Raw genomic sequence first — 19,556 nt, forward strand, 5'->3', positions numbered from 1 at the left:
AGATGTGTAGTTTTTATTTATGAACTTTTTATGGATATCTTTTCTATTTTTAAGCTGTTATATAAAAGAGGCATTCTTCTTCCTCATTGCGACTAAAATTAAAAACTAGCTAACCGGACTATGTATCCATTTTGATTTTCCAACATATCATTCGCAGCTATGAAGAACAAAGGGTGGCATGTATTCGTTTGCTCTTTCAGCTTTATTTAGCACCGGGCAGAAAAAGAATCTGACCGCTCCTATGCATGGCTAGATCCTCTCGCCCCTTTAAAAAGAAAGCGTTTTTATCTATTTTCCACCTTGTATTCATATAGAAGTTTTATTTTATCATTCCACTTTTTCATGTTATTATTTATTTCCGAGTTTATTGGGAAACGTAAACTTAGTAAAAAGAAACAGGAGCGTTGGTATTATGCAGTGCATCGAGACAAGCAACTTACAACAGTTGCTAGAACAAGTAAAACCATATACAAAAAAAGGAAAACTTGCTACTTATATCCCCGAGCTAGGAAATGCAAATCCTGATGATTTAGGGATTGCTATCTACCATAAAGAGACTGAGTACATTCATGCTGGCAACTCACAAACACTCTTTACTCTTCAAAGTATTTCAAAAGTAATCACACTTGCTCTTGCCCTTTTAGATCGTGGTGAAGAATATGTATTCTCAAAAGTTGGAATGGAACCAACTGGTGATCCATTTAATTCCATTATTAAATTAGAAACCACTAGCCCTTCTAAACCCCTTAATCCAATGATTAACGCAGGTGCATTAGCTATTACAAGTATGTTAGCAGGAAATAGTAACGAAGAGAAGATGGAACGTATCCTTCACTTTGTACGTGATATTACAGACAATCCTACAATTAATTATTCTTCCAAAGTAGCCATCTCTGAACTAGAAACAGCTTACTTAAATCGTTCACTTTGTTACTATATGAAGCAAAACGGCATCATTAATAGCAATATTGAGGAATTAATGGACTTGTACACACGTCAATGCGCTATTGAAGTAAACTGTATCGATTTAGCACGCATCGGTTTAATCTTTGCAATGGATGGCTATGATCCATATAAGAAAAAACAAATCATCCCAAAACATATCACAAAGATTTGTAAAACATTTATGGTAACTTGCGGCATGTACAATGAATCTGGAGAGTTTGCGATCCGCGTTGGAATTCCTGCAAAAAGTGGTGTCGCTGGCGGTATTTTCGGTTGTGTAAAAGGAGAAATGGGAATTGGTATTTTCGGTCCTGCTTTAGATGCAAATGGAAATAGCATTGCTGGTTTTAAAATTCTTGAACTTCTTTCTGCTCAAGAAGGCTGGAGTATTTTTTAAAAAGAAGTCCTAATAGCCTACTCCTCATTATCTATAATCAAATTTCATCAACTAAAAAAGTTATTCTTCCCCATTTAGATAGAATAACTTTTTTTATTATGCATATTTGCTCCCCCACCCTGAATAATATAGTACAACCTAACGCTATACGGTGGAGGTGTAAAAACATGAAACTTATTTTTCAAATGGAGGGACAGCCTGTCCTAGAGAAAACCATTCTTCTTTTTATCCTTAGTATTGTAGAAAGCTTAAAGCTCAAAGTTGTTTCCCCCGATGAAGCTTATCGATACATATTCAATTTAGAAGTATTGGAATTATTAATGGATCGAAATATTGATGATCAAGTTCTAGAACTTATTCATTTTGGTATGGGGCTTGAAGATATTCATCATGTCCTTCCCGAAGAACTTGAGCCTAGTATTGAAGAGTTAAAATGGCGTTGTATTCAAGTGCTTGGTGAATATGAAATGTATGAAGAATCACAACAACTAATCGAAGATATACGTTGAAAAAGCACCTATAATAGGTGCTTTAATGTTTCTTTAAACTATTTTTATACGTTTCAATATTAACTGGCAACTCTTCCTCTTCTAATGTATGTTCATTTACATCTTTATGAATGAAAGCCCCTTTAGGCGGCTTATGATCCCCCTTTTTCTTATGATCAAACGATTTACCGCGTCCCATATTCATACCCCTTTCTAAAAAGAAATCACTGTTAGTATGAAGAAAAGCGTGTCGATATATGCAACGATTTGTTGTATTTCCAAGGAAATATCCGAATATTGTTTTCCAAATTACTCCGCATTCAGAGATCGTAAAACCCCCACTGATTAAAATTTTATCTTTCCATCAATTCATAGCCGTCTTATCCTTGATACTCCGTGTGATTATGACGTTGACAGCCAAACAAATAACAATCTGTAGCAATGGGCATTTCAAATTCCATTTGTGGAGTATGCCCAGACATAATCTTCTCTATCATATGATTATACTCTTCTTTATTAGAAATTAATTCGCTCACACGCTCTTCTTTATCACTTTCTGTCCATGCTTCACAACACTCTTCACCTAGAACATCTTGAATAAGTTCCTCTGTCTGTTCCGTGACTTTACTTATGATCTCTTCAGCAGATGTTAAAGAATTCACTTTCAGTAGGGAATAAACATATCTACTTATCCAACGAGGTTCATCCGCATATTCTTTCCACCCTTTTTCAAACCATACAATCGCTTCTTTAAAACACCCCATTTCTACATACAATTCTGCAACCTCAATTTCCCCTATAAAATTCTCATCTTCTTCTGAAAATAAATCTAATTTATATTTCGCTTCTGCTGTATTTCCCATTTCAATCAAACATTTAATATGACTATACATATAATAATCCGAGTTACTTGCACCCATAAGAAAATATTCCGATGCTTCTTTCAATTCTCCAAGATAATACTTAGCTACCCCTAAGTTTTTGTATGCTTCCATAGATGGCTGAATCGCAATAGACTGCAGCAAAATATTAGAAGCATCTTTCCACATTTTTTTCTTTATATAAATTTCTCCTAAAAGATTATATGGAAAATATGAAGTTGGCTTCATATTTATAACTTCTTTCATCAATTCAAAAGCAAGTTCAGTATCATCTTCTTCATAACTATAAATCCAAGAAATGTTGTTTAACGATTGAACATCTCTTGATACTTGCACGGCTTTTTTGAACAATTTTAGCGACTCTTCATATTCATTTTTCTCAAGTAATTCAATTGCCTGTTGATTTAAATTCACTCACATTCCCCCCTCTTTCTATATCTCATATTATTTTAGCATCCATATATTTTGGGGTAATAAAAAAATCGTACAAACATTAGCGTTCGTACGATTCCACGACAGGTACTTTTATGTTACATGACGTACCTTAGCCATTTATTAACAAAACCTTAAAATTCTCTTATTTTTGTATATGACACCATTCATATATAAAAGCAGTAATAACTTTTGTAAACTCAACTAACTGGCTAATTTGAACTTTTTCATTCACAGAATGCGCTTCTTCTAACGTACCTGGCCCGTAGATAACAGCTGGAATATTAAAATCACTAAACCACCCACCATCTGTTACTGTTGCTGACATATCTAAAATTGCTTCTTGCTGTAATATAGATTTATGCACAGCTCCAAGTTTCTGCACAGCTAAATGATCGCCATCAACTTCTAACGAAGGAAATATTTCACCCCGATCAACAATCATTGATTCTCCGCCCCACTCAAACTCATAACCCAGAACTTAAGATGAATCTCATTACAAACTTTGCACTTCTGTTGTATTCGGCTTTTCAATACGTTCCATTTTACTTTTCTTATTTTTTGTAACACGGTAAAACAATAAACAAACAATCATAAATGGAATACCACAATATAGTGCCATTCGTTGTTCTGGAATAAACGCCATACCAACAATTACCGTTAAATTTAATACTAAAGCAAGCAGCGGGACAAACGGATACAATGGAGTTTTAAATTTCAAATCCTTAATATCCCCCCCTTGCTTTATGTATGTTCTTCTAGCTAACAGGTTAGATAAAGCGATAGATGCCCAGACTAATATTGCACCGAATCCCGCAATAGAAAGAAGCCATAAATAAACTGTATCCTCTGCATAAATACCTGATAATAAAGAAAGACACCCTACAATGGTACTTACAATCAATGCATAAATTGGAACACCTTTTTTAGATAACTTACCAAAAATCGGACTAATCATTCCTTGATTAGACATAGACCATAGCATACGAGAAGTTGCATATAGTCCAGAATTCGCTACTGATAGTACCGCTGTAATAATAACGAAATTTATTATATCTGCAGCATAAGGAATACCAATTTTATCAAATACAACTACGAATGGACTTTCTATTACTCCTGCTTGTTGCCAAGGGAATAGTCCCGCAAGTATAAAAATGGATAGTACAAAGAAAACAAGTATACGCCAAACTGTATTATTAATAGCTTTCGGAATCGTTTTCTCTGGGTTTTCACTCTCTCCAGCCGCAATACCAACTAGTTCTGTTCCCTGGAAGGAAAAATTAACTGCAATCATTGTAACTAAAATAGCTGTTAGCCCATTTGGAAACAATCCTCCGTAATCGGTAAAGCTAGAAAGCATTGGAGCTGGTTCATTTCCTTTCATATCTAGGAAACCAAACATTGCTGCCCCGCCTAAAATAATAAATGCAATAATCGTAATTACTTTAATGCTTGCAAACCAAAACTCAACCTCTGCAAAACTTCTTGAAGATAATGCATTAATAGCAAAAAGTAGAACAGCGAAAACGACGCACCAAATCCACGATGATACATCAGGAAACCAACGTTTCATTAAGATACTAACTGCAATCAATTCAATCCCTATCGTAGCAGACCAGTTTAACCATGACATCCATCCCACTACATAACCTACTGCAGGTGAAATATGCTTTGTAGCATACGTTTGATAAGATCCTGCATCAGGCATAGCAACCGCCAATTCTCCAAGGCAGAGCATTGTTAAATACATAACAAATCCTCCAACAAGATACGCTACAATTGCTCCTCCAGGCCCAGCTTCATGAATTGTATAACCTGATCCTAAGAAAAGTCCGGTACCAATTACTCCTCCAAGTGCAATCATAAATAAATGTCGACTTTTCAACTCCCGCTTCAATTCCTGGTTTTGATTTGTCATATAAATCCCCCTTTTTGTTTGCAAATCCTCATGAATGTAAACGCTTTACAAATAAATTGAAAAAGAAAGTTAAACTATGAAAAGATAATAGCTTGCATTTTTATTAAATACTCACAATAGGAGGGAGATTTTTTGGAAGCAAATCTCCCTCCTAACTTCTTCGCTTCCGCTGAATTTTGAGACGGGAGTGTTATTGTCCGTTAATGCGGGATAAATGAAAATGATTATTTAAAAGCGCACTAGAAAACGGTACATAATCCAAACAGTTTATATTAATCACTACCTGTTATTAACAGGTCATCCCTTACTGTTATTAATCGTGTTTTATTTGTGATAGCTTGTCCCTCTTCCACTTCTAGCAATTCAATATAGCCACTAATTCCCACTTTTATTTCCACTTTCTGTTTATCTACCGTTTCAATTAATGCTAATTTCTCCCATTCATATACATAGGAGCTTTCAGTAATAAATAATTTTTCTACTTTCCCGTAACAAGGACTGTACACGTTTTCTATAACTTCCTTCATTTTGTAACCTCCTCTTTTTTTTATTAAGTGTCGCTAAAAAGTTATACACTCTATAAAATTTTCAACCCACCCCTAGTCTTTAAATTTAGAGCTTTCAATTTCTATTAATGCAAGATACATACCAACCTCAATTCTTATGTAAAATTAGAATTTCATACAGTGAAAAACTTAATAAGCGCAAAAGTTTTCCTATCATTTTAAAATTTTTAATAGAAAAAGCGCAAAAAATTTTGCACTTTTAATAGAATTTTAATAAAATTATAAAAAGTCAGTCTTCATAGGGTATAACGAGGAGAAGATGATACATGCATGCAGAAGAAATCAATTTCAAAAAAATTATTGAGATGAATATGCTATATGAAACTTTACTCAATGAACTTGATATTGGGATCCATATTATTAATGAGGAAAGTAAAACGATAATCTACAATCAGAAAATGATGGAAATCGAATCGATGGATCGCAAAGATATACTATATAAAAATCCTTTAGATGTATTTGTATTTGAAGAAAATCAAACTAGCACTCTTATAGAAGCGTTACAACTCGGAAAAACAAAAAAAAATGTAAAACAAACTTATTTTAATAATAAAGGAAAAGAGATTACAACAATTAATGATACCTTCCCCATAATAGAAAATGGAAAAATCAAAGGGGCTGTTGAAATTTCAAAAGATATTACCCAATTAAAGCAAATGATGAAAACGGGTCTTCTGCAAAAACAAAATACTAAGTTTACCTTTAAACATATAATAGGTAATTCTAGGGCAACCCAATCTATCATTACAGAAGCAAAAAAAGTCACACGTACTTCATCCTCCATACTTATCGCAGGAGAAACAGGAACTGGGAAAGAATTATTTGCGCAAAGCATTCATAATGAAAGTCACCGTTCAGCAAAGCCTTTTATTTCACAAAACTGCGCTGCTATACCAGAAACCCTAATGGAAAGCCTTTTATTCGGAACGAACAAAGGGGCTTTTACAGGGGCAATAGATAAACCTGGTTTATTTGAAGAAGCGAATGGCGGGACTTTGTTATTAGATGAAATCAATTCATTAAGTCCAGGTCTTCAAGCAAAATTATTGCGTGCTATCCAAGATAAAACAATACGAAGAATCGGAGGCGCACAAGAAAAAGAAGTGGATGTCCGAATCATAGCAACCATTAATGAGGACCCAATTGAAGCCATAACACACAATCGATTAAGGAAAGACCTATATTATCGGTTAAGCGTTGTAACTTTATTTTTACCGCCTTTAAGAGAGCGAAAAGAAGACATCTTATTGCTCCTTCATCATTTTATTGAAAAGTATAATATCCAATTTGGATTAAAAGTAAAAGGAATATCCTCTGATGTAAGAGACCTTTTTTATAACTACGATTGGCCAGGGAATGTACGAGAATTAGAACATATGATTGAAGGCTCTATGAACTTAATTGAAGATGAGGATATTATTACAACGTTCCATATGCCAACACGCTTTTATGAACTAACAAAAAAAGAATTCTCCTTCCATCCGTCTTTAACTAACCAGAATGACAATGATGCACCTAAAACTTTAAAGCATACAATAAAAGAAATGGAAAGAGAGTACATTAATCAAATTCTCAAAGAAAATAAAGGGAATATCTCACAAACTGCGAATTTTTTAGGATTGAGTAGGCAAAACCTGCAATATCGATTAAAAAAATATAATTTAAACAGCTAAGAAGACTATATATCATCTTGATTCCTTTACAATTTCTAGAAGTACAATCAAAAAAGGAAGGATTGTTTCCCCCCTTCCTTTTTTGATTTATATCTATATCAACTACAAAATCATCTAAAAATCTACCTTCTCCAAATACAATCCACTCGCATCCGCAAGACAATTGATTTGATTTCGTTGCTTCGCTTCTAAAATTTGCGGGATCGCATCTGCATCTAACTGCCCTAATCCAACTTCTACTAACGCTCCAACAATTTTCCTCACCATATTATGAAGAAATCCATTCCCGCTCACTCTGATTTGAATGAAGCCTTCACTTTCCGCGACATCGAGCATATATACTTCTCGAACCATTGATTTCTTTTTAGATTTCGCATTTGAAAAAGCAGTAAAATCATGTGAACCAATTAAATATTGAGCTGCTTTTTGCATACTTTCAATATTTAACTTTTTCTGAACGTGCATGCTATATTTACGCATAAATGGATTCGTATGTTCCTCATTCCAAATCTTATATAAATACGTTTTCGCTTTTGAGTTGTATCGAGCATGGAAACGTTCTGGAACTTGCTCTACATCAGTAATACTAATATCGTTTGGTAAATATTGATTTAAATACTTTTTAACTTTCGGTTCTGATAATTTTTCTTCAATCTTGAAATTAGCTACCTGATTAAGAGCGTGTACACCAGCATCTGTTCTGCTACACCCGATAATTTCTATTTCTTGTCCAACCATTTCTGATAATACACTTTCAATTTTTCCTTGAATGGTATTATCGTTATTACCGAGGCGTTGCCAGCCCTTATATCGTGCACCATCATATTGGATTGTAAATTTGTAGTTGTTCATTATATTCTCCTTACTTTCATTCGCCCAATAAAGTGAAACTTTAATCAGTGGGGGTTCTTCATCCTCCACTGATTTTATTCCTCACCAATCGAGCTTTTATCGGTAGTTGATCCCCCAGCTTCCTCGTTTAGATGAGAATCTTACTGCCTGTTTAATGCGGGATAAAATATAATCCCTCACATAACTCCTGCTTTGTGAGGGAACGAAAATAGTTTATTTTCTAACAAGCTTAACTACATTCTCAACATGTGCCGTATGCGGGAACATATCCACTGGCTGCACATATTCCACTTCATAACTCTTCATTAATGCTTTCACATCACGCGCGAGTGACGAAGGATTGCAAGAAACGTAAACCACTTGCTTTGGTTTTACTTTTAAAATTGTTTCAAGTAACTTATCGTCACAACCTGTACGAGGAGGATCAACTACAATTACATCTGGGCGCCAGCCTTCTTTCACCCATTTCGGTAGCCATTGTTCTGCTTTTCCAGCTTCGTACTTCGTATTTGTAAATCCGTGACGTCTTGCATTTTTCTTTGCATCTTCAATCGCTTCTGGAATGACATCCATACCGCGCACTTCTGCTGCATCATTTGCCAGCCAAAGTCCAATTGTACCAACGCCGCAATATGCATCAACAATTTTTTCTGTACCTGTTAACGCAGCAGCTTTTTTCGCTTCGTTATATAGGACAACCGTTTGTTCTGGATTCAACTGGAAGAATGCACGTGCTGATAACTCGAATGATAAATCACCAAGTGTTTCTTGGATGACTTCTTTTCCAGCTAAGTTGAATGTTTTGTCACCGAAAATAACAGATGTTTTACGCCAGTTCACATTTTGCATAATCGATTTAACTGTCGGCATTTGTTTTTGTACTTCTGCGATAAATTGCTCTTTATTTGGTAATTCTTCTTTTGTTGTAATTAATGTGACTTGTACTTCCCCTGTTTGAACTGCAGCACGTGTCACGATTGTACGCACTAGACCTTTTTGTTTTTTCTCATTGTAAATAGAAATGTTCAACTTCTCTAATATACGTCTTACAACTTTTGTCGCTTCGTTCGTTGCTTTATGCTGAATCATACAATGAGAAATATCAATTAATTGATGTGAATTCTGTTTATATAATCCTGTAATTACTTTTTCATCTTTACGCCCTACTTGTAATTGACTTTTATTACGATAATGCCATGGATTCCCCATACCAAGTGTTGGGCGAATGTCAGCTTCCACGTTTCCGTTCATATACTTTTCAAACGCTTGTACAACAATATCTCGCTTTTGATTCAACTGTTCTTTATAATCTAAATGCTGCAATTGACAACCACCGCATTCATCATATACTGGACATGGCGGTTTTACGCGATGCGATGACGCCTTACGAATTTTTTTCACTTTCGCCTCTGCAAAGCCACGCTGAATCTTTGTTGTCTCTGCAACAACTTCCTCTCCTGGTAATGCCCCTGGAATGAAAACAACTTGTCTCTTAAAATAACCAACGCCTTCTCCGTTAATCCCTAGGCGCTTAATTGTCACAGGAAACGTTTGACCAACTTCCAACTTACTCTCATGTTGCTTTTGCATTATTGTTACACCTCTACTCTATACTTTTCCATAAATATAACGCTGCATAACTGCAGTATGGTTCACATTCTTGTTTCACTTGTTCTAAAAGTGCATCATCCGGTTTATTTTCTAGTTGAAATAACCCTTGAAGCGCACGTTGAATCCCGATATCTGCTTTCGGGAACATATTTTTCCGCCCGAGTCCAAATAACAAGAAGTTTTGCACTGTCCATGCACCGATACCTCGCACTGGTAACAATTGTGCTGACACTTCTTCTTCTGTTTGTTTTTCTAGTTCCACTAAGTTTAACTTACCTTCCACAATATGTTTTGCTAGTCCTATCATATATTCCGCTTTCCGTTGGCTAAACTTCTGATTTCTAAGCTCTTCTACCGAAATATTCGCTACCCTTTCTGGTGTTGGAAAAAAGAAAACACCATTCTTCTCTGTTCCATATTTTTTTACAAATTGTTCTGTAAGGGCAGTAGCAAATTTCAAATGAACTTGTTGATGAATAATACAACGAAGAAGGCAGGCAAAATAATCGAACTCTAAAACAAGTGGTGTGTAGGCATATGTTTCAAAAAGTGGACGTAATGATGTGTTTCTAAAATGGGTTTGTATCTCTTGAAAAGGTTCGCTCCATTGAAAAATGGAATGGATGCGTTTCATCACCTTCTCTTGTTCACCTGTCTGGCCTGAAATCCAAAATTGTGGTTTTTGAAGCGTACCAATCCCTTGCACACGAACAACAATCTGCTCTTCATCTATAAGAAGTGGAACATAAACGGTCTTTTCTTCTAAGTGAACAACATTGAGTGGATCAAAAGACAAACGCCTTAAAACCTCTTCAAAATGGTACGAATTCTTTAACGTAACATGTTCGCTCCACATACGTTTCCCCATCCTTTTTACACATCATTATAACATGAGAAAACCGTAAGCATACATGCTTACGGCTGATTGCTTTTTACTAAATCATCTAGACTTTTAAAATGATACCCTTTCTCGCGCAAATCATCAATGATTTTCGCAAGTGCTTCTGCATTATCTTTTGATATAGCATGGAGTAATAAAATAGAACCCGGATGGATCATATTCATAACATTATTATGTGCATATTGCCATCCTCTTTGCTGATCTACTTTCCAATCTAAAAACGCAAGAGACCAAAACACATTATAATATCCCATTTCTTTCGCAAGTGCTAACGTACGCTCACTAAAAATCCCACGCGGAGGACGTACATATTTCACTTCTTTTTGTCCGGTTACTTTTTTTATTTCATCTGTTACGCTTTGCAATTCCCCACGAAGTTTCTCATCACTTACTGTTGTAAAATCCGGATGACTTTGAGAATGATTTCCGATAATATGTCCTTCATTTTTCATTCTTAATAATAAATCTTTTTGCGTCTTTATATAATGACCTGTTACGAAAAATGTGGCTGGTACTTTTTTCTCCTTTAGTACATCTAAAATTTTTCCAGTATATCCATTTTCATATCCGTTATCAAATGTTAAATATATATCTTTTTTCTTCGTATCCCCTAAATAAAACCCACCATTATTCTGGAGTAACTCAGTAAATTTTTTCCCAGCATCTGGCGGAGTTTCATTTTTTGCTCGTGGAATCCCCCAATGATTTGGTGCATTCGTATATGCAAAAGTTGAAACCGGAACAAGTACCATCATAATTGAAAAAATGAGACCTATATATAACCATTTATTCTTCATAAATAGTCTCCTTTCCATATATCATCGTACCTGTAGTTTCTGTTTTCAATATTTCTTTCATCCTAAACAAGTTTTTCTATATGTACCAAAAAATGCATCTCGATTAATCGAGATGCATTTTTCTACTTATTTAAATACTGGTTCTTTAAAGGTAGCTAATTTTTCAAGTGATGTTTTATCTACATCAGCATGTAAGCTGTTACCGTGAGAATCCATTGTTACAACAGCTTTAAAACCATCGATACGTAGGTGCCACATTGCTTCTGGAATACCAAATTGTAAGAAGTCGACATCTTTCACTTCTTTAATACATTCAGCATAATACTGCGCAGCGCCTCCAATGGCATTTAAATATACGCCGCCATGTTCAGCTAGTGCCGCTAATGTTTTTGCTCCCATGCCGCCTTTACCAATTACAGCACGAATACCAAACTTCTTCATGATATCGCCCTGATATGGCTCTTCACGAATACTTGTCGTTGGACCTGCCGCTTTAATTTTCCAGTAATCATTTTCATCTTTCACAACAACTGGACCACAGTGATAAATAATTTGTCCATTTAAATCTACTGGGCAATCGTTATCCATTAAATGTTTATGGATTGCATCACGGCCCGTGTACATCATGCCATTAATTGTTACAACATCACCAACACGAAGTTCACGAATTTGCTCTTCTGTAATTGGTGCCTGCAGCACAATTTCACGTTGTTCACTGTTTTCTTGATTCTCTTCTTGCTGAAGCGTATTTTCTCCTTCTTGATATAACCAATCCATAATCTCACCTGTTTCAGGATGAATTGTTACACCAAGACGGCGATATGCCCAGCAATTATATGCAACAGATACATAGAAGCTCGCTGGCAGACGATTGTATACGCCAATTTTACAACCAAGTAAAGTTGTTTCGCCGCCGAATCCCATTGTACCGATACCTAACTTATTTGCATTCTCTAATACGTAATCTTCAAGCTGCTGTAATTCTGGAATTGGGTTCACATCATCTAACGTACGGAATAATTGATTTTTTGCTAACTCATAACCTGACGTACGGTCTCCCCCGATACCAACGCCAATTACACCTGCGCTACATCCTTGCCCTTGCGCTTGATACACAGCATGAAGAAGGCATTTACGAATCCCTTCTAAATCACGTCCAGCTCGCCCAAGTCCTTCTAATTCACAAGGTAAGCTATACTGAATATTTTTATTTTCACAACCGCCACCTTTTAAAATTAAACGAGCATCAATGTAATCTTTTTCCCACTGCTCAAACTTAATAACAGGTGTACCTGGCCCCAAGTTGTTACCACTATTGTCTCCGAAAAGAGAATCAACTGAGTTTGGACGAAGTTTTCCATCCTTTGTCGCCCGCTCAAGCGCAATATAGATGGCCTCCTTCAGTTTCAATTGATTCACACCAACTGGTGTATAAATTTTAAACGTTGGCATCCCTGTATCTTGGCAAATTGGCGAGATATTTTCATCTGCCATTTTAATATTATTTGTAATCGTGCCAAGTGCCATCGCCGAACGAGTCCCTGCATTTTCTCGTTCTTTTGCTCGCTGAATTGCACGACGAACATCTTTCGGTAAATTCGTCGACGTTTCAACAATTAGTTGATACATGCTTTCTTGAAGCTTTTCCATTGTTACTTCCCCCTCAATTGTGAACGCTATCAAAACGTTACGAGATGAAATTTTCATTCTTCACTCCCTAGAGTCTGTTCTTTTTCTTTCATGACTCTTCAGGCCAGATGAAATTTTTCACAACTTGATTATAACCTTTTTTCCATATTCCTTCTATTTAATAGAATAGAAAATCTTTATAAATTCCAATATAACAGCATGCATACAGAAAACGGCTACCAACATATAATTGGCAGCCGTTTTATCCCGTATGACAGGGCAGTAAAAGCCCCATTTGTGAGGGCTAATAATCAGTGGAAAACGAAGAACCACCCACTGCTTACAGTTTCACTTTATATTATTCGCCTTTTTTAAATTGCTCACATTTCAGCTCTAATTCATCTAACATTGCAAGAAGACGATCTATATCTTCTAATTCTACCTCTTCTGGTTCAATTGTATCGATTACTTCTACGAACATATTTAAACGTTCTTTTAAATATACTAGTTGTGAATCTTTATCTTGAATTGCTTTTCCCATGAAGGCACTCTCCTTTTTATTCGAGTTACTTTTATTATACCGCAAAAATGATTGTCACGGACATGAATTTTCATTAATTTTGTCACAGCACTTGATTCCAGATAACATAGAAATATAATACGCTTTCTTTTTCATTTAAAGAGAAATAAGAGCAGCAAGAAATTCTTGTTACAAAAAGTTTCACTTTACCCCGCATTAACGGGCAGTAAGACCCCAACTTAAAATTCAGCAAAAACAAAGAAATTAGTTTTGGGATCAACTGCCCATAAAAGCCCGATTGGTTCAACTAATTCTCAGTGGCGGATGAAGAAAACCCCCACTGAGAAAAGTTTCACTTTATAAAACGTCCATATTCTTCTATTATAGAGGATGGACAAATTGTTATTTCAATAGTCAAAGGAGTATTTCAGATGAGTATATCACAAACATTGAAGCCGATTACTCCTTCTTACGATCCATGGGAAGCGTATATGGACCTTGAAGAGTACGGCAAATTACTATTAACAAACGTTGAGTTTACAACGACAACGTTATGCAATATGCGCTGTGAGCATTGTGCTGTTGGTTATACATTACAGCCAAAAGATCCAAATCCGCTTCCAATGGAGCTTTTATTAAAGCGATTAGATGAGATTCCTCATTTACGTTCTTTAAGTATTACGGGCGGAGAGCCAATGCTCTCAAAAAAATCCGTCGACAACTATGTAACACCACTCTTAAAATATGCCCATGAACGCGGCGTTCGCACTCAAATCAACTCAAACTTAACTATAGATTTAGCCCGTTACGAACAAATTATTCCTTATTTAGACGTGTTGCATATTTCACATAACTGGGGAACAATTGATGATTTCGTTGAAGGTGGATTTGCAATGATGGAGCGCAAACCTACTTATGAACAGCGCGCGAAACTATTTGAAAGAATGATTACAAATAGTAAAGCTTTATCAGATGCGGGTGTTCTTGTATCCGCAGAAACCATGTTAAACAAACGTACTCTGCCACATATGGAACACATTCACCGTCAAATCGTTGAAGAAATGGGCTGTAAACGCCATGAAGTACATCCGATGTACCCAAGCGATTTTGCTAGCAACCTTGAAATTTTAACAAAAGATGAAATTCGAAGCGCGATCGAGCATTTATTAGATATTCGTGATGAAAACGTTTGGATGTTATTTGGTACACTACCTTTTTATGCATGTAGTAATGATGAGCGTGATTTAGCTACATTAAAAAAACTACACACAAGTAAAAACGTAACTGTACGAAATGATCCAGATGGGCGTTCCCGCTTAAATGTAAATATTTTTGATGGGAGTATTATCGTAACAGACTTTGGCGATATCCCATTACTTGGTAATGTTCAAACAAACACATTACAAGAAGCCTATGACAAATGGTTTAGTTCAAAAACAGCGAAATCTTTAAGCTGTCACTGTCCTGCTGTAAAATGTCTTGGACCAAATATTCTTGTAAAAAACAGCTACTATCCAACCGAAGACTTCTTAACAAAAGAAACAAATATTACACTTTAATACAAAAACGTCAGCATTACGCTGACGTTTTTTGTATTTATCCCGCATGAACGGACCGAAAGTTTCACTTTATCCTATTATTGCGGATGAGGCGAAGAAATAAATTTAAAAGACAAATAATCTTGAATTGGAATTGCAGCCCCAATTCCTTGTGATGTAATATTTTTAATCACAAGCCTCTTTTGATTTCCTTTTAAAACAAGATATACTTCTCCAAATGTAACCTTTCCTTTTTCATTTACTGCTGGTGTATAAGCATATAAATATCCAAGTTGTTTAGGGCTGATATTGTATACACGCTCATTCCCAGTACCGTAGCCAATGGTTGTTTGAAACGAAAGCGGTAATTGTACCTTTTCCATCGCCTGTAAAAGGATCATTTTCTTCACATCTTCCGCATCTTTAATATATGCTGTTAAACCACCTTCTACAGTTTTTTGTGCTTCTTGCTTGTAGCGAAGTGGATATAATTTCTCGACACCACGATTGTCATATACATTACGATTTACTTGCTTATATTCCCAATTCATTGTTGTATCTGTTGACTCATAGTTTAAAGGCCATTGCCCCAAATAAATCTTCGCCCTATATCCTACCGCAAGAGGTGCGTTTGAAATCGACGTTTCATTAAACATTCGTATTAAGTGTGGATTTTCAATACGAATATCTGATGTTTTCAGTAATTCTTTCGCTAAATCACTCGGCTGTAAACGCGGTAAATCTCGTGCTTCATTTGGATACGTATTGTCCTTTGAAATATTCAAAACAGATGAAGGCATCTTTATATCTACCGGTGTCTTTGCAAAACTGCTACAAGGAAATAATAAAATAAACGAGACCATAGTTGACAGACATATGCTGCATACTCGTTTCACCTGCTTTACCCCTTCCTAATTAAGAGTATCTAAACGCTATCTAACTACCTCTATTATTTTCTCTCTACACTATTGCTATCCCATTTTTTTATAATAAGTAAAAACCAATCCCCATAATGAAATAAGCTGCCAATAATGTTCCCCCTTCAAACCAGTTCGTATCTCCATCATTCGAAATTGCAATTGTTAAAAATACAGAAGTGATCATCGCTACAAGTTCCGGCAATGTAAATACAAGAGGCATTTTCGCTGTGAAGAACACCGAAAGTAATACGAGTACAGGAGCAACAAACATAGCAATTTGTAATGTAGAGCCAATTGCTATCTCAACTGCGATATTGACTTTGTTCTTATATGCCATAATAATTGCCGAGGCATGTTCAGCAGCATTACCAACAATTGCAACAATAATAACTCCGATAAATAATTCCGACCACCCAAATGATTGTGCCACTGTTTCAAATGTGTGAACAAGTGCCTCTGATACATAAGCTACAGCAGCTGTTGCAATCGCTAAAATGAGCAGTGCTTTCCCCTTTGACCATTCTGGTTCTTCCTCATGTTCTACTTCATCACTTTTATGCTGATACACTCCGCGATGCGTAACGAGTTTAAAGAACAGCGCCGCTAAATACATGACAATCATGATGATTGAAACCCCAATACTTAGTTGATATGTTTTATCTAGATCCATCTTCATTGAAAAAACTTCGGGAATAACAAATGCGACAACAACGGCAAATATTAGTAAGGCCGAATTATGCCTTGCATCATAAATATTGAAGCTTTGTCTTTTATACTTGAGTCCCCCTACAAAAAAGGAAAGCCCCCCAACTAACAATAAGTTTCCAAGAACAGAACCAGTTAATGAAGCAAGTACAACTTCAATTAACCCTGCTTGTAATGCAAAAATTGAAATAATAAGTTCAACCGCATTCCCAAATGTTGCATTTAATAAACCACCAATCCTCGGGCCGGAAACAATCGCTAAACTTTCTGTCGCTCTTCCCATAAATGCAGCGAGAGCAATAATCGTAATGCAATACACAGCAAACATAATAGTCTGTGGCCAATGTAGTGTATTTCCAAGAACTGAGAGCGGTACACCTATCAGTGCAAGTATTAAAAAAATTTTATTGAACATCTTCTCCATCCTTCCATCATATGTATTTCTCCTCATTCCTATCTTTATTCTTCTCCTAACTTGTCCCATTTCATCACAATTACGTTTAAAAAATGCGATTGCAGAAAAAAGTATAGAAAGTCATACATTTTTCACACAAAAATTTTAGATATTAGAAAGAGGTAAAAAAAATGCACTTAAAAGAAAAAATTGCAACTATCATTCAAGGACAAAGAACAGGTGTATTGGCCACCATTCGTGAGAATAAGCCACATAGCTGTTTTATGATGTTTTTTCATGAAGACTTTGTACTATACGTCGCAACAGATCGCAATTCCAAGAAAGTAGCCGATATTAGGCAAAATTCCAATGTGCACGTGCTACTTGGAAGAGAGGGAAAGAAGTGGGATGAGAATTATATTGAAATAGAAGGCACCGCTTCAATTGAAGAAGATCCTTCGTTAAAAAATAAATTTTGGAATAACGGCTTAAAGCGTTGGCTACTCGGTCCAGAAGATCCTAACTATGTACTTATAAAAATCAATCCAACTACAATTTACTACATCGATAGCGATGGTATGACTCAGCCGGAGTTTTTACGACTGTAATACGAAAACAAGCCCTGTTAACAGGGCTTGTTTTGTCGAAAAGTTCTTTTAAAAAAAACGTAAAAAAGATGGAACTTTCTAAAGATTCTGTTATATAATAGCAGTAACTTAAATAAACTGTATTAAAACAGATTGGGAGGAGAAAGAAAATGATGAAAAGAGAAGAACGGAAAAATATGATTGAGTTTATCGAAAAGAAAAAAGGAATTGAGCGTGAGGAACTTTTATTTATGACAGATGATGAAGTAGAACATATTTATAATGTAACGTACTTTTTGTATGAAGAAATTGCAGAATAAAAAAGTAAAGGCCAACCTTATTGGGGGGCCTTTTACTCTTTTATAGTTATATTCCTACCTCAATACAAATTATATCTATATATATAGTACAAATGATTCTCAAGTTACACTTGAGAATCATTTTCATGTATAATAGTACCAGACTGGAGGATTTTTATTATGAGTTCATGGCTATTATTCGCATTATTATCAGCAATTGCTGCAGCACTTGTATCCATTTTCGGGAAATTCGGATTAGAAGGAATCGATGCCAATGTGGCAACAACTATTCGTTCCATCATCATGGCACTATTTATGATCGGCGTAATTATAATACAAGGAAAATTTCAAAATATCGGTGACGTTTTATTAAATAAAAAAGCACTGCTATTTATCACTTTAAGTGGTATAGCCGGTGCCTCATCTTGGTTATTTTATTTTCTCGCTTTAAAAACAGGTAAAGTTTCACAAGTTGCTCCTGTAGATAAATTAAGTGTTGTATTTTCAATTATTCTTGCAATGATTATACTAGGTGAAAAGTTAAATTTCATGACTGGAATAGGTGTTTTATGTATTACAGCAGGCGTTCTCTTCATTGCTTTCAGCTAAAAAACCGCTTCACTAGCGGTTTTTTTTCTTATTTATGTATAGCCATACTACGAATATGACCAATGCAGTAATAATTAAGATCCATATTCCATAGTGATGTAAACTATATTCAACAAAACGCCACTTCTCTCCTAACTTCCACCCAAGCCCAATGAAAACGCTAATCCAAATCAACGCCCCACTATATGCATATAAACAAAATCGCCAAACTGTTAAATTGGACATACCAGCAAAATAGGCAGTTAAATGACGAACCCCCGGTATAAAATATCCGATCATTAATAAAAAGGGGCCATATTTTTCAAACAAAACATGTGTCTTTTCAATTTGTTTTTCTTTAATTCGAATTTTCGGACCATATTTTTTCAATACAGGTAGTCCTAATTTTAAACCAAGTAAATAACTTAGCGTAATTCCAAGCACCGCACCTGCCATTCCACTTAAAATAGCAGTTGGCCCTGACATAATTCCTTTCGAAATATTATAACCAATAAACGTCAGCAAAAACTCATCTGGTATTGGTAGACCTACAATTCCACCCGCAAGAGCTATAATAATTCCGAAATATCCATAATGTGCGATTAACTCACCAATATGTTGTTCCATTCGGATGACACATCCTATGCACGATCGTTATTCCATATTGTGCCCTCTCTATCGTTTAAGCAAACATGGTATACATATTCACTATACATCGTTTTTATAATGAGCACTACTCCTATTCGTTTAACCTGTAATGAAATTTCTCACTCGTAATCTACGTTTTTCAGAAGCCTGAAGTATTGACGCACCTTGTCCACTACTAACATGAAAAATCTATACTTCACTTCATAATTATAAGAAAATCCGACTTCACAAGCGGGATTTTTGTTACAATAAAGAAAAGTTATATTT

20 protein-coding genes and 1 pseudogene are annotated in these 19,556 nt (G+C 35.6%); 7 read left to right on the forward strand and 14 right to left on the reverse strand.

Features of this window, described 5'->3' with window-relative positions; genetic code table 11:
- Positions 1 to 412: 412 nt before the first annotated feature.
- Positions 413 to 1,342 carry a glutaminase A gene (gene glsA / locus CN373_RS14900; protein ID WP_001149868.1) on the forward strand — a complete coding sequence of 310 codons (930 nt, stop codon included), beginning with the start codon at positions 413 to 415 and terminating at the stop codon, positions 1,340 to 1,342.
- Between the two features lie 167 nt (positions 1,343 to 1,509).
- Entirely contained in the window at positions 1,510 to 1,851 is a 342-nt protein-coding gene (locus CN373_RS14905; protein WP_000766601.1) for a DUF3969 family protein, read from the forward strand.
- A 22-nt stretch (positions 1,852 to 1,873) separates the two neighbouring features.
- Here the strand turns inward: CN373_RS14905 and CN373_RS25580 are convergent, their stop codons facing one another.
- From CN373_RS25580 to CN373_RS14930, 5 genes and pseudogenes are all read right to left on the reverse strand, one after another.
- Entirely contained in the window at positions 1,874 to 2,029 is a 156-nt protein-coding gene (locus tag CN373_RS25580) for a hypothetical protein (RefSeq protein ID WP_000532412.1), read from the reverse strand.
- A gap of 181 nt (positions 2,030 to 2,210) precedes the next feature.
- Complete coding sequence (locus CN373_RS14915; RefSeq protein WP_001052675.1) at positions 2,211 to 3,125, reverse strand: tetratricopeptide repeat protein; 915 nt, start codon at positions 3,123 to 3,125, stop codon at positions 2,211 to 2,213.
- A gap of 163 nt (positions 3,126 to 3,288) precedes the next feature.
- Positions 3,289 to 3,612: pseudogene (locus CN373_RS14920) on the reverse strand (M20/M25/M40 family metallo-hydrolase); the annotation flags it as partial.
- Between the two features lie 27 nt (positions 3,613 to 3,639).
- Positions 3,640 to 5,061 carry an amino acid permease gene (locus CN373_RS14925; RefSeq protein ID WP_000184530.1) on the reverse strand — a complete coding sequence of 474 codons (1,422 nt, stop codon included), beginning with the start codon at positions 5,059 to 5,061 and terminating at the stop codon, positions 3,640 to 3,642.
- A 272-nt stretch (positions 5,062 to 5,333) separates the two neighbouring features.
- The gene (locus CN373_RS14930) at positions 5,334 to 5,588 is read right to left on the reverse strand and encodes a biotin/lipoyl-containing protein (protein ID WP_000665759.1); all 255 of its coding nucleotides are present in this window, start codon (positions 5,586 to 5,588) and stop codon (positions 5,334 to 5,336) included.
- A 305-nt stretch (positions 5,589 to 5,893) separates the two neighbouring features.
- Here CN373_RS14930 and CN373_RS14935 point away from each other — a divergent pair, with 305 nt between their 5' ends.
- Positions 5,894 to 7,300 carry a sigma-54 interaction domain-containing protein gene (locus CN373_RS14935; RefSeq protein WP_000542824.1) on the forward strand — a complete coding sequence of 469 codons (1,407 nt, stop codon included), beginning with the start codon at positions 5,894 to 5,896 and terminating at the stop codon, positions 7,298 to 7,300.
- Between the two features lie 114 nt (positions 7,301 to 7,414).
- Here the strand turns inward: CN373_RS14935 and truA are convergent, their stop codons facing one another.
- From truA to CN373_RS14965, 6 genes are all read right to left on the reverse strand, one after another.
- Positions 7,415 to 8,152 carry a tRNA pseudouridine(38-40) synthase TruA gene (truA, locus tag CN373_RS14940; RefSeq protein WP_033664610.1) on the reverse strand — a complete coding sequence of 246 codons (738 nt, stop codon included), beginning with the start codon at positions 8,150 to 8,152 and terminating at the stop codon, positions 7,415 to 7,417.
- 213 nt (positions 8,153 to 8,365) lie between these two features.
- Positions 8,366 to 9,745, reverse strand: a complete 1,380-nt coding sequence (gene rlmD, locus CN373_RS14945; protein ID WP_033663947.1) for a 23S rRNA (uracil(1939)-C(5))-methyltransferase RlmD — start codon at positions 9,743 to 9,745, stop codon at positions 8,366 to 8,368.
- Positions 9,746 to 9,755: 10 nt separating this feature from the next.
- A complete protein-coding gene (locus CN373_RS14950) occupies positions 9,756 to 10,619 on the reverse strand; it encodes a DNA-3-methyladenine glycosylase family protein (protein ID WP_000269459.1) in 864 nt (287 codons plus the stop codon).
- 59 nt (positions 10,620 to 10,678) lie between these two features.
- Entirely contained in the window at positions 10,679 to 11,461 is a 783-nt protein-coding gene (gene pdaA / locus CN373_RS14955) for a delta-lactam-biosynthetic de-N-acetylase (protein ID WP_000792512.1), read from the reverse strand.
- A 126-nt stretch (positions 11,462 to 11,587) separates the two neighbouring features.
- The gene (gene fumA, locus CN373_RS14960; protein WP_000413536.1) at positions 11,588 to 13,111 is read right to left on the reverse strand and encodes a class I fumarate hydratase; all 1,524 of its coding nucleotides are present in this window, start codon (positions 13,109 to 13,111) and stop codon (positions 11,588 to 11,590) included.
- Between the two features lie 337 nt (positions 13,112 to 13,448).
- A complete protein-coding gene (locus CN373_RS14965; RefSeq protein ID WP_098359610.1) occupies positions 13,449 to 13,631 on the reverse strand; it encodes an SE1561 family protein in 183 nt (60 codons plus the stop codon).
- 410 nt (positions 13,632 to 14,041) lie between these two features.
- Between CN373_RS14965 and yfkAB the strand changes: the two genes are divergently transcribed.
- Complete coding sequence (yfkAB, locus tag CN373_RS14970; protein WP_000028206.1) at positions 14,042 to 15,169, forward strand: radical SAM/CxCxxxxC motif protein YfkAB; 1,128 nt, start codon at positions 14,042 to 14,044, stop codon at positions 15,167 to 15,169.
- A 77-nt stretch (positions 15,170 to 15,246) separates the two neighbouring features.
- On the opposite strand, the gene CN373_RS14975 is transcribed toward yfkAB, so the two are convergent.
- Together CN373_RS14975 and cax are read right to left on the reverse strand one after the other, a co-directional pair.
- Positions 15,247 to 16,044, reverse strand: coding sequence for a YfkD famly protein (locus CN373_RS14975; RefSeq protein WP_033663945.1), 798 nt, complete (start codon positions 16,042 to 16,044; stop codon positions 15,247 to 15,249).
- Between the two features lie 88 nt (positions 16,045 to 16,132).
- Positions 16,133 to 17,188 (reverse strand): calcium/proton exchanger, encoded by a 1,056-nt coding sequence (cax, locus tag CN373_RS14980; RefSeq protein ID WP_000482126.1) that lies wholly within the window; start codon positions 17,186 to 17,188, stop codon positions 16,133 to 16,135.
- 170 nt (positions 17,189 to 17,358) lie between these two features.
- On the opposite strand from cax, the gene CN373_RS14985 reads away from it, so the two are divergent.
- The 3 genes from CN373_RS14985 (at position 17,359) to CN373_RS14995 (ending at position 18,662) form a co-directional block, all read left to right on the forward strand.
- On the forward strand, positions 17,359 to 17,775 hold the full coding sequence (locus CN373_RS14985) for a pyridoxamine 5'-phosphate oxidase family protein (RefSeq protein ID WP_098359611.1): 417 nt from the start codon (positions 17,359 to 17,361) through the stop codon (positions 17,773 to 17,775).
- Between the two features lie 152 nt (positions 17,776 to 17,927).
- Positions 17,928 to 18,074, forward strand: coding sequence for a BH0509 family protein (locus tag CN373_RS14990; RefSeq protein ID WP_026008701.1), 147 nt, complete (start codon positions 17,928 to 17,930; stop codon positions 18,072 to 18,074).
- A gap of 159 nt (positions 18,075 to 18,233) precedes the next feature.
- Positions 18,234 to 18,662, forward strand: a complete 429-nt coding sequence (locus CN373_RS14995; protein ID WP_000100298.1) for an EamA family transporter — start codon at positions 18,234 to 18,236, stop codon at positions 18,660 to 18,662.
- A gap of 12 nt (positions 18,663 to 18,674) precedes the next feature.
- Here the strand turns inward: CN373_RS14995 and CN373_RS15000 are convergent, their stop codons facing one another.
- Positions 18,675 to 19,268, reverse strand: a complete 594-nt coding sequence (locus CN373_RS15000; RefSeq protein ID WP_000434849.1) for a DedA family protein — start codon at positions 19,266 to 19,268, stop codon at positions 18,675 to 18,677.
- Between the last annotated feature and the right edge of the window lie 288 nt (positions 19,269 to 19,556).

Origin of the sequence: Bacillus cereus, from assembly GCF_002561295.1 — a bacterium.
Classification (GTDB): domain Bacteria; phylum Bacillota; class Bacilli; order Bacillales; family Bacillaceae_G; genus Bacillus_A; species Bacillus_A cereus_S.

Excerpts from the sequence above, each read along its gene's own strand:
- CN373_RS14995 (WP_000100298.1), top strand. The coding sequence starts at position 18,234 with ATGAGTTCATGGCTATTATTCGCATTATTATCAGCAATTGCTGCAGCA.
- CN373_RS14935 (WP_000542824.1), top strand. The coding sequence starts at position 5,894 with ATGCATGCAGAAGAAATCAATTTCAAAAAAATTATTGAGATGAATATG.
- cax (WP_000482126.1), bottom strand. The coding sequence starts at position 17,188 with ATGTTCAATAAAATTTTTTTAATACTTGCACTGATAGGTGTACCGCTC.
- CN373_RS15000 (WP_000434849.1), bottom strand. The coding sequence starts at position 19,268 with ATGGAACAACATATTGGTGAGTTAATCGCACATTATGGATATTTCGGA.
- CN373_RS14950 (WP_000269459.1), bottom strand. The coding sequence starts at position 10,619 with ATGTGGAGCGAACATGTTACGTTAAAGAATTCGTACCATTTTGAAGAG.
- glsA (WP_001149868.1), top strand. The coding sequence starts at position 413 with ATGCAGTGCATCGAGACAAGCAACTTACAACAGTTGCTAGAACAAGTA.
- CN373_RS14965 (WP_098359610.1), bottom strand. The coding sequence starts at position 13,631 with ATGGGAAAAGCAATTCAAGATAAAGATTCACAACTAGTATATTTAAAA.
- CN373_RS14990 (WP_026008701.1), top strand. The coding sequence starts at position 17,928 with ATGAAAAGAGAAGAACGGAAAAATATGATTGAGTTTATCGAAAAGAAA.
- truA (WP_033664610.1), bottom strand. The coding sequence starts at position 8,152 with ATGAACAACTACAAATTTACAATCCAATATGATGGTGCACGATATAAG.
- pdaA (WP_000792512.1), bottom strand. The coding sequence starts at position 11,461 with ATGAAGAATAAATGGTTATATATAGGTCTCATTTTTTCAATTATGATG.
- CN373_RS25580 (WP_000532412.1), bottom strand. The coding sequence starts at position 2,029 with ATGGGACGCGGTAAATCGTTTGATCATAAGAAAAAGGGGGATCATAAG.
- CN373_RS14985 (WP_098359611.1), top strand. The coding sequence starts at position 17,359 with ATGCACTTAAAAGAAAAAATTGCAACTATCATTCAAGGACAAAGAACA.
- CN373_RS14925 (WP_000184530.1), bottom strand. The coding sequence starts at position 5,061 with ATGACAAATCAAAACCAGGAATTGAAGCGGGAGTTGAAAAGTCGACAT.
- yfkAB (WP_000028206.1), top strand. The coding sequence starts at position 14,042 with ATGAGTATATCACAAACATTGAAGCCGATTACTCCTTCTTACGATCCA.
- CN373_RS14905 (WP_000766601.1), top strand. The coding sequence starts at position 1,510 with ATGAAACTTATTTTTCAAATGGAGGGACAGCCTGTCCTAGAGAAAACC.
- CN373_RS14930 (WP_000665759.1), bottom strand. The coding sequence starts at position 5,588 with ATGAAGGAAGTTATAGAAAACGTGTACAGTCCTTGTTACGGGAAAGTA.
- fumA (WP_000413536.1), bottom strand. The coding sequence starts at position 13,111 with ATGGAAAAGCTTCAAGAAAGCATGTATCAACTAATTGTTGAAACGTCG.